Here is a 12,896-nt window from a genome sequence, read left to right on the forward strand (position 1 = left end):
AGTATAAGAGACTCAGCTAAGCTGAGTTTCTTTAAATTATGTTGGAAAGCGGTGATGTAGATGATTTTAGAGTTAGAAAATGCTGTTTCAAAATTTAAAGTCATAAAAGAAATATTAGAGGAAATGGGGGCTTCACTTTGACCTTTCAGGTTTAAGTAAGAAGCTTCAGGAATTAGAATTAAATATGCAAGAAAAGGGCTTTTGGGATGATATAGCAAAAGCGGGAGAAATAACTCAAGAAGCTAAAAGAGTTAAGGACAAAATAGAATATTTTAATTCACTTTTTTCTAAGGTAGAAGATATAGAAGTATTAATAGAGCTCGTAGAAGAAGATGACGAAGAAACTATAAAAGAGACTATAAATGAAATTAATATGCTTAACAATGAAGTGGAAAAGTTGAAAATAGAAATACTTTTATCAGGAGAATATGATAGAAATAATGCAATTTTAACTTTACATACAGGAGTAGGTGGAACTGACGCTAATGACTGGACAGAAATGTTATTAAGAATGTATACTCGTTACTGTGAAGGTAGGGGATATAAGCTAGAGACACTAGATTACTTACCAGGAGATGAAGCTGGAGTTAAAAGTGTTACCCTAAGAGTTGAAGGTGAATTTGCATATGGATATCTTAAGGCTGAGAAAGGAATTCATAGATTGGTAAGAATTTCACCATATAACGCCAATGGTAAACGCCAAACTTCTTTTGCATCAGTAGAAGTATTACCAGAACTTACGAAGGAACAAGATATAGAAATAAATCCAGCTGATCTTAAGACAGATACTTATAGAGCTAGTGGAGCAGGTGGGCAGCACGTAAATAAAACAGAATCAGCTGTTAGAATTACGCATATACCAACAGGAATAGTAGTACAGTGCCAGAATGAAAGAAGTCAAATACAAAACAGAGAAACAGCAATGAATATGCTTAAAGCAAAGTTAATTGAATTAAAAGAAAGAGCTCATAAAGAAAAGATTGAAGACTTAACTGGAGAGCTTAAAGACATGGGATGGGGAAGTCAAATAAGATCATATGTATTCCACCCATATTCTATGGTAAAGGATCATAGAACTAACTACGAGACATCGAACGTTAATAGTGTAATGGATGGAAATCTTCAAGATTTTATTAACGTATATTTAAGTCAAAATTAAAAATGATAAAGAGTAAAAACGCTAGATTTAAATTTTCTAGCGTTTTTTATATTTACTCATAAACTTTGAAGTAAATCTTTTATATGGTATTCTATATGTAAAGAAAACATAAAAGAGGGTAGTAATTATGGAAGTTAAAAACACAAAGGCTTATGAAGTGGTTATAGATAGTATAAAAGATATGGTATTTAAAAGAGAATTAAGAAAAGGAGATAAACTTCCAACAGAAAGAGAACTTGCTGAAAGTCTTAAGGTATCAAGAACCTCTGTAAGGGAGGCAATTAGATCATTAGAAATAATTGGACTAGTTGAAAGCAAACAAGGGGCCGGGAATTATATAAAAGACGACTTTGCTACATCGTTATTTGAACCTTTATCAGTAATGTTTATGCTTCAGGAAAGTAGTCCAAAGGATATATTTCAATTAAGAGAAGTTCTAGAATTAGAATGTTGTAGGTTGGCAGCTAAAAACATAAGAGACTATGAAATGGATAGGTTGCTATCAATAATAAGCGAAATGAAAGAAACTGATAGCGAGGAAAGAAGCAGCATTTTAGATAAAGAATTTCATAACCTTATTACAACTACAAGTAGAAACAAGTTAATAATAAATGTTTTAAATGTTGTCTCTAAATTAATAGAAATATCAATTAAGGAATATAGAAGTCAAATTATAGATTTATTTAAAAATGACAGAAAATTAGTAGAAATACATGAAAGTATATACTTAGCATTAAGAAGCAGAGATGAAGAAAAGATAATTAAAGCAATGGAAGAACATTATACACTAATAAAACAATCTGTCAAAATGTAGTTAATCTTTTAACAGTCACTTTGATAAATTATTTAAAAAATGTAGGTATTTTTACTAGAATAGTAATTTTATTTATAAAACAAGACTTTTTAATAAAAAAATTAAAAAGTCTTGTTTTATTTTTATTTATTATTCCATTCACAGCAGAAAAGGTTTACAATATAAATGTAAGAATTGGTCAGACCAATTTCAATATTGGTAGAACCAATATTAGGGGGAGGAGTATATGAATAATTACGTATTATTTTTAATAGCCTTATTACCAATAATATGGCTAATGGTATCCTTAGGTAAATTAAAAATTCCAGGATATAAAGCAATCCCTATAGCATTAGTTATAACAATATTATTAGCAGTTTTAGTTTGGAAAGTTTCAATTACAAATGTATTTGGTGCAACCTTAGAAGGGTTTGCCATGGGTTTATGGCCTATTATGATTGTAATAATAGCCGCAGTATTTACTTATAACCTTACACTCCATACGGGAGGAATGGATGTCATAAAAAAAATCATGACAAGTATAACTACAGACAAAAGAATATTGGTGCTTATACTTGCCTGGGGATTCGGAGGATTTTTAGAGGCAGTAGCAGGATTTGGAACAGCAGTTGCAATACCAGCAAGTATAATGGTTGCCTTAGGATTTGAACCTGTATTTGCAGCTGTAATATGCCTTATGGCAAATACAACACCAACAGCTTTTGGAGCAGTTGGACTACCAGTATCTACACTAGCAAATGTAACTGGAATTCAGGTAGCACCTTTATCTTATGCAGTTTCAATGCAACTATTTGTGCTAATTGTTGTAGTGCCAATTGCATTAGTTATGATAACTGGTAAGAGTGTAAAGGCCATTAATGGAGTTTTAGGAATTTCTATAGTATCTGGACTAGCTTTTGCAGTTCCGCAAGTGATAGTAGCTAAATATTTAGGAGCAGAACTTCCAGCAATATTAGGATCAGTTGTTTCTATGGGTGCAACAATTCTTTGGGCAAAAATGTTTCATAAGGATAAAGCTCAAAAGAATACTGAAGCCATTGGTTTTAAAAAAGGGTTAATGGCATGGTTACCATTTATATTGGTATTTTCGTTTATATTATTAGCTTCGCCGCTAATTTCAGCAATAAATGGACCTTTAGCATCAATTAAAACATCAATAAAGATTTATCATGGATTAGGAGGAAAACCTTACACATTCCAATGGATTACAGCTCCAGGTACTTTAATTATAATAGCTACATATATAGCAGGATTTATTCAAGGATTTTCATTTAAAGAAATTACAAAGGTGTTATTTAAGACAATAAAACAAATGAGCATTTCTTTTATAACAATATTATCAATAGTAGCATTAGCAAAAGTAATGCAGTATAGCGGAATGATTAAATCCATCGCAGTAGTATTAGTTGCTATTACAGGTCCGTTATATCCACTGATTGCACCTATTATAGGAGCTTTAGGAACTTTTGTTACAGGTTCAGATACATCAGCCAATGTTTTATTTGGAGGCTTGCAGGTTGAAGCAGCTAAAGGATTAAATCTTGATCCCTATTGGCTTGCAGCAGCAAATACAGTTGGAGCAACTGCAGGCAAGATGATTTCACCACAGAGTATTGCAGTAGCAACAGCAGCAACTGGACTTAGTGGTAAAGAAGGAACAATATTAAATTCAACTTTAAAGTTCTGTTTAGTTTATGTAGTCGTTTTGGGACTCATAGTTTTTCTAGGGGGAAGACTTATAGGAGTATAAATACTAATTATATGGAGGAGATATAGAATGAATATTATTGTTTGTATTAAGCAAGTTCCGGGCACATCAAAAGTAGAGGTAGATCCTGTTACAGGCGTATTAAAAAGAGATGGAATAGATACTAAAATGAACCCTTATGATTTATATGCCTTAGAAACAGCAATAAGATTAAAAGAAGAATTAGGTGGAGTAATAAAAGTAATTTCAATGGGGCCACCTCAAGCAATGGATGTAATAAAAGAGGCCTATGCAATGGGAGCTGATGAAGGAACCATAATATCAGATAGAAAATTTGCAGGAGCAGATGTGTTAGCAACCTCTTATACAATTTCTCAAGGAGTAAGAAAATTAGGAGAGTTTGATATTATAATCTGTGGAAAGCAAACTACTGATGGAGATACTGCACAAGTAGGGCCAGAGATGGCAGAATATCTTGGATTGCCACATATATCAAATGTTAGAAAGATAAAAGAGACAAGAGAAGATTCCTTAATAGTTGAAATGGATATGCCAAATACTATTGAAGTTGCGGAAATAAAATTCCCATGTCTAATAACAGTTGAAAAAGATATTAATGAACCAAGGTTACCATCCTTTAAAAGAAAAGTAGCAACAAGAGATAAAGAGATAGGTATGATTTCACTTAAGGAATTTGAGGATCAAGATGAGATGAAATATGGATTAAATGGATCACCTACTCAAGTAGAAAGAATATTTCCACCAGAAGTAAATAGTCATAGAGAAATGTGGAAAGATGAAAGTGGACAAATAGTTAAAAAGATGGCGCAAACTCTTAAGGAATTGAGATTTATATAGGGGGAATGTATTATGGCAAAGTTAGTAGTTCATAATGAAAAGATTAATGATAAAAATGAAGTAATAAAGATGTGTCCTTTTGGAGCGATGGAAATTGTAAATGATAAGGTTGAAATAAATGCAAATTGTAAAATGTGTAGATTGTGCGTGAAAAAAGGGCCTGAAGGTGCTTTTGAATATGTAGAAGGTGAGAAAAAACCTGAAGTTGACAAGAGTTTATGGAAAGGAATAGGAGTGTATGTTGATCATGTCGAAGGAGATATACATCCAGTAACTTTTGAATTAATAGGAAAGGCAAGAGAACTCGCAGAGAAGATTAAACAAGAAGTATACTGCGTATTTATAGGAAATAATGTTGAAGATAAAGCACAAGAATTATTACATTATGGAGTTGATAAGGTTTTTGTGTATGATCATGATAGCTTAAGGGAATTTAGAATTGAACCATATTCAGCTGCATTTGAAGACTTTATAAACAATGTTAAACCAGCAGCTATTTTGGTGGGAGCAACTACTGTAGGCAGAAGCTTGGCACCGAGAATAGCAGCTAGATTTAGAACAGGGTTAACTGCTGATTGCACAATTCTTGATATTAAAGAGAATACTGATCTTGTTCAAATAAGACCAGCCTTTGGTGGAAACATAATGGCTCAAATAGTGACTCCAAATTCAAGACCACAATTAGCAACAGTAAGATACAAGGTTATGGTTGCACCAGAAAGAAATGAAGAATGTACAGGAGAAATTATATCTTGCAAAATAGGAGAAGAAAAGTTAAAATCAGCAATTAATGTTTTAGAAGTATTTAAAAAGGAAGCAGAAATTGGAATTTCAGATGCAGAGGTGTTAGTTGTAGCTGGAAGAGGAGTTAAATCTCAAAAAGATTTAAGTATGATAAAAGAATTGGCAGAGCTTTTAGGAGGAGAAGTTGCAGTAACAAGACCACTAATAGAATCAGGTTGGGCAGATGCAAAAATGCAGGTAGGATTAAGTGGAAGAACTGTAAGACCAAAATTAATTATAACTTGTGGAGTCTCAGGGGCAGTACAATTTACTGCAGGTATGAATAAGTCAGACGTTATATTTTCAATAAATAAGGATGAAAAAGCACCTATTTTTCAAGTTGCTCACTATGGAATAGTTGGAGATATGTATGAAATAGTGCCAGCGCTTATTGAAAATATAAAATCAGCAAAGGAGGCTTAATATCATGGAATATAAAAAAGTTGAAAACCAAGACTATTTAGAAATAAAAAGAATAATAAATGATGATGAGAGGGTTTTATATAAAGAAAATATAGGTGAAGATTATTCTCACGATGAATTAGGTGCAGTTAAAAAAATGCCTGATTTGGTAGTTCAAGCTATAACTACAGAAGATGTATCCAATGTTATGAAATACGCATACGAAAATAATATTGCAGTTACCCCAAGGGGTTCTGGAACTGGATTAGTTGGGGCAGCAGTCCCAATACATGGGGGGATAGTAATTGACTTATCTAGAATGAATAAAATACTTGAGCTTGACGAAGAGAATTTGACGCTTACATTAGAAACAGGTGTTTTATTAATGGAAATATCAAAATATGTTGAGGAATTTGATTTATTTTATCCACCAGATCCAGGTGAAAAAACTGCTACTATCGGAGGTAATATAAGCACAAATGCAGGTGGGATGAGAGCAGTAAAATATGGAGTAACAAGAGATTTTGTAAGAGGGTTAGAAGTAGTACTTCCAAATGGAGAAGTAGTAAACTTAGGAGGAAAGGTAGTAAAAAATAGTTCTGGATATGCATTGAAAGATCTTATAGTGGGGTCAGAGGGAACACTTGGAATAGTTACAAAAGCTATATTAAGATTATTACCATTACCTAAAAAAGCAATATCTCTACTTATACCTTTTCCTGATTTAGATAGGGCAATAGAAACAGTACCAAAGATAATAAAATCTAAAACTATTCCTACAGCAATCGAATTTATGCAAAGAGCTGCAATAGTAGCTGCAGAAGAATTCTTAGGAAAGAAGTTTCCAGATTCTCAATCAGATGCTTATTTATTATTAACTTTTGATGGTAATTCAAAGCAAGAAATAGAAGCCAGTTATGAAAAAGTAGCTAATATATGTCTAGAAAATGGAGCTTTAGATGTATTAATATCAGATACAGAAGAAAGACAAGAATCTATTTGGTCAGCAAGAGGTGCATTCCTTGAAGCAATAAAAGCATCTACTACAGAAATGGATGAAGTAGATGTGGTAGTTCCAAGAAATAAGGTTGCTGAATTTATAAAATATACACATCAATTAGAAGAAAAACATGAGATAAGAATAAGAAGCTTTGGTCATGCCGGAGATGGTAATTTACACATATATATTCTGAAGGATGAACTTGACGAAGTAACATGGAATAAAAAACTTAAAGATGTTATGGAAGATATGTATGCTAAAGGAAGAGAATTAAAAGGACAAGTTTCTGGAGAGCATGGTATTGGTTTAGCTAAGAGACCATATCTTAAAAAAGCAATACCTGAAGAAAACTTAATTATAATGAGGGGAATTAAACAAGCTTTTGATCCTAAGAATATCTTAAATCCAGGTAAAGTTATTTAGTTTATTAGTGTTAAAAAATGGAGGTGATACCTCCATTTTTTTATGTTAGTTTATATATTTGAATCTATGATGTTGCCGGTTGGTTATTTCCTCTTTGGAAGTTCCCCATAACCTTTTGCAAAACCTTATCGGCTTGATCTTGAGTGATAACTCCATCAGATACTAATTTACTTAATGGGTTAAATCTTTGTCTGTTTTTATTACCTTCTTGGGAATTATTATTGTTGTTAGAGTTATTATTATTATTATTATTATTATTATTATTATTATTATTATTATTATTATTAGAATTTTGACTACTATTGGATTGCCCATTTTGATTTCTTGTGTTTGAAGTTAAGGCATCCATTATCTTAGTACTTTGATCTTTGGTTATGGTTCCATCAGCTACTAATGCATCAATATTTGTTTGCATTTGTTTTTTTCTTTCTTCTGGATCCATTCTTTGTCCACCTTGCTTAAAATACCCCTTGTTTGTAGCTTGATTATTATTGCTTGAATTATTTTTTGATTGACATCCAGTTAAAATACCGGCAGTAATTCCTAACACAAGAACAGGAATTATAGCTTTCTTTAATATACTTTTATTTTTCATTATAACACTCCTTAATTTTATGATAGAACAGTTACTGCTTATAAATATAGTGGGTTATTGTGACAATATCGTGTTAAGAGTTTGAATAATTTGTTACATTTAGCTAAAATAATATATGAATAGAATTTTAAGGAGGACATATGAGTACTATTAGAGAAACGTTAAGTAAAGAGTTAAGAATAAGTTTACCTCAAGTTGAGAGTGTAATTGAATTATTAGATGGAGGTAATACAGTACCTTTCATTGCTAGATATAGAAAAGAAAAAACTGGTGGATTAACAGATGAAGTATTAAGAAAATTTGAAGAGAGATTAATATACTTAAGAAATTTAGAAGAAAGAAAATCAGATGTAATTAGGTTAATAGATGAAGGTGGAAACTTAACAGAGGAACTAAAAAACAAGATATTAAAAGCGGAAACGCAATCAGAAGTTGAAGATATTTATAGACCGTTTAAACCTAAAAAAAGAACAAGAGCAACTATTGCCTTAGAAAAAGGATTAAAACCACTAGCAGATGTAATTTCTTCAGGAGAATTTAGTGGAGATATTTTAGGTGAAGCAAGTAAATATATAGATGAGGAAAAACAAGTAAATACCGTAGAGGAAGCATTGCAAGGAGCAATGGATATTATCGCAGAAGAAATTTCTGATAATGCAGATTATAGAAAGTGGCTTAGAGAATTTTTATTTAGAGAAGGTACTTTAGAAACAAAAGGCTCATCAGATAGTCCAACACCATATGAAATGTATTATGAATATTCTGAAGCAGTTAAATTCATACCTTCACATAGAATATTAGCTATTAATAGAGGAGAAAAAGAAAAGATTCTTAGTGTAAAGGTTGTATCACCAGAAGAAAAAATCATAACGTATTTCAAAAATAGAATTCTTAAAGGAAATAAAACTACTGATAAATATTTAGAAGATGCAATAAAGGATTCAATTAAGAGACTTATATATCCATCAATTGAAAGAGAAATAAGAAGTGAACTTACAGATAAAGGTGAAGAGGGAGCAATAAGAATATTCAAGGAAAATCTCAAAGCATTGCTTATGCAGCCACCTATAAAAGGCAAAGTAGTAATGGGTTATGACCCAGGTTTTAGAACGGGATGTAAAGTCGCAGTATTAGATGATACAGGAAAGTTCTTAGAGAAGGCTACCGTATATCCAACAGTTCCTAGAAGTGATATTGAGGGAACTATAAAAACGCTTAAAGGACTTATTAATAAATATGGGGTAGAAGTTATATCCTTAGGGAATGGAACTGCATCTAGGGAATCGGAAGAAGTTATAGCTAGAATGATAACTGAAATAAAGAATGAAACTGGTAGGGAGCTATTTTATTGTATAGTTTCAGAGGCAGGGGCGTCAGTTTACTCAGCTTCAGAGTTAGCACAAAAGGAGTATCCAGATCTTGATGTTACTATTAGAGGAGCTATTTCTATAGGAAGAAGGTTACAGGATCCTCTAGCAGAATTAGTTAAGATAGATACAAAATCAATAGGAGTAGGACAATATCAACATGATGTTACTCCAAAAAAATTAGATGAGTCATTAAAGGGTGTAGTTGAGGATTCAGTTAATAAAGTAGGAGTAGATTTAAATATTGCTACCCCATCATTATTAAGCTATATTTCAGGAATTAATTCAAGTATAGCAGGAAATATTGTGGCTTATAGAGAAGAAAATGGTAAGTTCAAGAGTAGAAATGAATTACTTAAGGTAAAAAGGTTAGGACAAAAGGCATATGAACAGTGTGCAGGATTCTTAAGAGTTATGGAGAGCAAAGAACCTTTAGACAATACTTCAGTGCATCCAGAATCTTATAAAATAGCTAATGAACTAATAGTAGAATTAGGCTACAATAAAAATGAACTAAGAAATGGCCAATTAGCTGATATAGATGAAAGAGCTGAGAAAGTGGGTATAAAGGCTTTAGCAGAAAAATTGGAGGTTGGAGAACCTACTTTAAGAGACATAATTAAAGAACTTAAAAAACCAGGAAGAGATCCTAGAGAAGAACTACCAAAGCCAATATTCAAATCAGGAATTATTGACCTTAAGGATTTAAAACCAGGAATGGAGCTAATGGGAACTGTAAGAAATGTTTCAGACTTTGGAGCTTTCGTTGATATCGGAGTTCATCAAGATGGATTAGTCCATAAATCACAAATGGCAAATAGAAGGATAAATCATCCATTGGACGTAGTAAAATTAGGAGATATTATTAAAGTCAAAATTTTAGAAGTTGATGAGAAAAGAAAGAGAATATCATTAACAATGAAAGATGTGGATCAATAATATAGGGTTTTTGATAGGAAACTTAACTTATACTTACATAAATAAGTTAATAGTTGAACTTAAAACCCTATATAAAAAGCTTGTCAAAAATGAAACAAAGTTATATAATAAAGTTAAGAAAAAAATTAATATCTTCAGGGCGGGGCGTAATTCCCCACCGGCGGTATAGCCCGCGACCCTTATAAATTTAAGGTTGATTCGGTGAAACTCCGAAGCCGACAGTATAGTCTGGATGGAAGAAGGTAATATTTAGGTAACTATGTTTATTTCGCCCTGAGTCATTTTGATTCAGGGTTTTTTAGTTTATCTTAATATTGCCCCGAAGAAATTTAGGAGGCGTATTATTAATGAATAATTCCAAATTAAACAAACAAATAAAAATAGCATTGTTAGCTGGATTGGCATTTGTACTAATGTATTTTGATTTTCCAATACCAGGATTTCCACCATTTCTAAAAATTGATTTATCAGATATTCCAGCATTAATAGGTTCATTTGCTTTAGGACCAATAGCAGGTGTAGTAATAGAATTAATTAAAAATATATTATATACACTAATAAAAGGAAGCCAATCTGCATTTATCGGAGAATTTGCTAATTTTGCAATTGGAGGAACTTGGGTATTAGTAGCAGGATTAATTTACAAATATAAGAGAACATTTAGTGGTGCTTTAATTGGACTAATTGTTTCAGTAATTTCAATGACAGTTGTAGCGATTTTACTAAACTATTTTATACTACTACCAATGTATGTTAATGTATTTAAAGTTCCAATAGGCGATTTAGGAGCATTTATAGCAACTGCAACATTGCCTTTTAACTTAATAAAAGGAGCAGCAGCTTCAGTTCCAACATTGCTTTTATATAAGCAAGTATCTGCTTTATTAAATAGTGAAGCTAGAAAAACAGAATACAGATAATATAGGGTTTTTATAGGAAACTTAATTTATTCTTGTTTGAAAATGTTGGTTTCTGGACATTTTCAGGCATGAATAAATTGTTAGTTGAACTTAAAACCCTAAAATAAAGGTCTAGATTTAAATGAAATCTAGACCTTCTTTTTATTATATTAATTAATCGATAATTTCTCTTTTCCACATGATAATTGCATCCTCACCATTATCCTGATAGTATTTTTTTCTAACGCCATCTTCTACAAAACCATATTTTTTATATAAATTTTGGGCAATGACATTAGATCTTCTAACTTCTAAGGTAATATCTTTTGCACCTTTGTCATAGGATTTTTTTATAAGTGCTTTCATCAAAATATCACCTATTCCTAAGCTGCGATGATCAGGATGAACAGCTATATTAGTTATATGAGATTCATCAAAGATAACCCATATGCCACCAAAGCCAACAACTTTTTCATTGTTTATTGCAACTACATAAGCTGCAAGTTTGTTATTTAATTCGTTGCTAAACGAGTCGTAACTCCAAGGTATTGGAAAAGAAAAAATTGCAATTTCGCAAACATCAGCTATATGTGTTGATTTCATTTCAATAATCTCAATATTTTCAGTTATATCCTCCATTAATCCAACCTCAATTTACTTTCATACTCTCTTTCAGCTTGGGATTTTCTTAGATATAAAGGGGTTGAGTTATTTATATCATCCTTTTCGCCGAGTAATAATTTTTCTAATCCAAGTTCACCTAAGGAAGATGCTCTTGTATAATTTAGATGCTTAGGTGGAAAATGAACATTTTTTCTTAAGTTTATTAGTTCTTTTTCATATTTATAAGTACCATCGCCTACAAATATAACTGATTCATCATATTTGTCTAGCAAATTGCCTAATTCCTCAAGAGATATTATAAGGTAATCACTTAACCTTTCTAGACTGCCGTTATTTGATTTATAAATTGCAGTATAAACATTTCCTCTTAATGCATCCATTATAGGACAAATTATTCCGCTATATGTAATTACATTGTATGCAAGACCATCTAAGTTTGATATTGAAACATAAGGCTTCTTAATTCCTTGGCTCATACCTTTTATAGTAGCAAGACCAATTCTAAGACCAGTAAATGAACCAGGTCCTTCTGAGATTACGAATCCATCTAGATCTTTTACAGAAAGTTCATTATCAGCTAATAATCTATCAATCATTGGTAGAAGTAGAACAGAATGCTGCTTTTTATCATTTAAACTATATTCTCCAATAACTTTAGTACTATCTAAAAGTGCGACAGTAGCAACAGAAGTGGAGGAATCAATACTTAAAATCTTCATAAAATTTTCTCCTCAAAATTTTTAAATCTTTGTCCAAAAGCTTTAATTCTAATCTTTCTAAAGTTTTCTCCAAGCTCAGGAACTTTTTTTATATTAATATGTACAAATTCTTCAGGAAGTATATCCTCTATGTAATTAGCCCATTCTATTAATGTAGCACCTTTCCCGAAAACATATTCATCAAACCCAATTGCCATAATTTCATCAGAATCACTTACTCTATATACATCAAAATGGAATAAAGGTATTCTACCACTATGATATTCATTTACTATATTAAAAGTAGGAGAGGTTATTTCCTCGCTTACTCCGAGTCCTTTTGCAAATCCTTTAGATATATGAGTTTTACCGGTACCTAAATCTCCAGTTAAACAAAAAACATCTCCAGCTTGAGCTAATTGACCTAATTTTTCGCCAAGGGATAGAGTTTTTTCTACAGAATCAATAATATATTCCATAATTGACTCCTTTCAAATATTTTATTTAATTATTATAGCTTATATTTTATCCAAATTATAGAGAAAATGAAAGGTAATATATTACATATTAGTTAAGAAAGTCTTACAACCAGTATATATCAATTGAAATTATACATATATTATTATA

The 12,896-nt window shown here is 31.5% G+C and carries 12 protein-coding genes and 1 riboswitch; of the genes, 8 read left to right on the plus strand and 4 right to left on the minus strand.

All coding sequences use genetic code 11. The features are described from left to right. Nucleotides 1–60: 60 nt before the first annotated feature. From prfB to PTZ02_RS00510, 6 genes are all read left to right on the plus strand, one after another. Nucleotides 61–1,159, plus strand: a protein-coding gene (gene prfB, locus PTZ02_RS00485) for a peptide chain release factor 2 (RefSeq protein WP_274225871.1) whose coding sequence is annotated in 2 segments (ribosomal slippage) — nucleotides 61–138 and nucleotides 140–1,159 — 1,098 coding nt in all. Because the reading frame shifts where the segments join, the coding sequence is not laid out codon by codon here. Between the two features lie 127 nt (nucleotides 1,160–1,286). Then, a complete protein-coding gene (locus PTZ02_RS00490) occupies nucleotides 1,287–1,973 on the plus strand; it encodes a FadR/GntR family transcriptional regulator (protein WP_274225872.1) in 687 nt (228 codons plus the stop codon). Nucleotides 1,974–2,199: 226 nt separating this feature from the next. Next, a complete protein-coding gene (locus PTZ02_RS00495; RefSeq protein WP_274225873.1) occupies nucleotides 2,200–3,723 on the plus strand; it encodes an L-lactate permease in 1,524 nt (507 codons plus the stop codon). A gap of 27 nt (nucleotides 3,724–3,750) precedes the next feature. Beyond that, on the plus strand, nucleotides 3,751–4,539 hold the full coding sequence (locus PTZ02_RS00500; RefSeq protein WP_274225874.1) for an electron transfer flavoprotein subunit beta/FixA family protein: 789 nt from the start codon (nucleotides 3,751–3,753) through the stop codon (nucleotides 4,537–4,539). A gap of 12 nt (nucleotides 4,540–4,551) precedes the next feature. Beyond that, nucleotides 4,552–5,745 (plus strand): electron transfer flavoprotein subunit alpha/FixB family protein, encoded by a 1,194-nt coding sequence (locus PTZ02_RS00505; protein ID WP_274225875.1) that lies wholly within the window; start codon nucleotides 4,552–4,554, stop codon nucleotides 5,743–5,745. 4 nt (nucleotides 5,746–5,749) lie between these two features. Further along, entirely contained in the window at nucleotides 5,750–7,147 is a 1,398-nt protein-coding gene (locus PTZ02_RS00510) for an FAD-binding oxidoreductase (RefSeq protein WP_274225876.1), read from the plus strand. Between the two features lie 64 nt (nucleotides 7,148–7,211). Here the strand turns inward: PTZ02_RS00510 and PTZ02_RS00515 are convergent, their stop codons facing one another. Then, nucleotides 7,212–7,742: a hypothetical protein gene (locus tag PTZ02_RS00515; RefSeq protein ID WP_274225877.1), complete on the minus strand. Its 531-nt coding sequence runs from the start codon at nucleotides 7,740–7,742 to the stop codon at nucleotides 7,212–7,214. Between the two features lie 140 nt (nucleotides 7,743–7,882). Here PTZ02_RS00515 and PTZ02_RS00520 point away from each other — a divergent pair, with 140 nt between their 5' ends. Both PTZ02_RS00520 and PTZ02_RS00525 read left to right on the plus strand, forming a co-directional pair. Continuing rightward, nucleotides 7,883–10,048 (plus strand): Tex family protein, encoded by a 2,166-nt coding sequence (locus PTZ02_RS00520; RefSeq protein ID WP_274225878.1) that lies wholly within the window; start codon nucleotides 7,883–7,885, stop codon nucleotides 10,046–10,048. Nucleotides 10,049–10,174: 126 nt separating this feature from the next. Next, nucleotides 10,175–10,296: riboswitch (FMN riboswitch) on the plus strand. Nucleotides 10,297–10,395: 99 nt separating this feature from the next. Continuing rightward, the gene (locus PTZ02_RS00525; protein WP_274225879.1) at nucleotides 10,396–10,968 is read left to right on the plus strand and encodes an ECF transporter S component; all 573 of its coding nucleotides are present in this window, start codon (nucleotides 10,396–10,398) and stop codon (nucleotides 10,966–10,968) included. Nucleotides 10,969–11,121: 153 nt separating this feature from the next. On the opposite strand, the gene rimI is transcribed toward PTZ02_RS00525, so the two are convergent. From rimI to tsaE, 3 genes are read right to left on the minus strand one after another with little or no spacing between them, the layout of a single operon-like run. Then, the gene (gene rimI, locus PTZ02_RS00530) at nucleotides 11,122–11,550 is read right to left on the minus strand and encodes a ribosomal protein S18-alanine N-acetyltransferase (protein ID WP_274225880.1); all 429 of its coding nucleotides are present in this window, start codon (nucleotides 11,548–11,550) and stop codon (nucleotides 11,122–11,124) included. A gap of 35 nt (nucleotides 11,551–11,585) precedes the next feature. Further along, complete coding sequence (gene tsaB / locus PTZ02_RS00535; protein ID WP_274225881.1) at nucleotides 11,586–12,290, minus strand: tRNA (adenosine(37)-N6)-threonylcarbamoyltransferase complex dimerization subunit type 1 TsaB; 705 nt, start codon at nucleotides 12,288–12,290, stop codon at nucleotides 11,586–11,588. Further along, nucleotides 12,287–12,748, minus strand: coding sequence for a tRNA (adenosine(37)-N6)-threonylcarbamoyltransferase complex ATPase subunit type 1 TsaE (gene tsaE, locus PTZ02_RS00540; protein WP_274225882.1), 462 nt, complete (start codon nucleotides 12,746–12,748; stop codon nucleotides 12,287–12,289). The genes tsaB and tsaE overlap by 4 nt, the downstream gene beginning before the upstream one ends. Nucleotides 12,749–12,896 lie beyond the last annotated feature (148 nt).

This window comes from Clostridium sp. 'White wine YQ' (genome assembly GCF_028728205.1).
Classification (GTDB): Bacteria; Bacillota; Clostridia; order Clostridiales; family Clostridiaceae; genus Clostridium_T.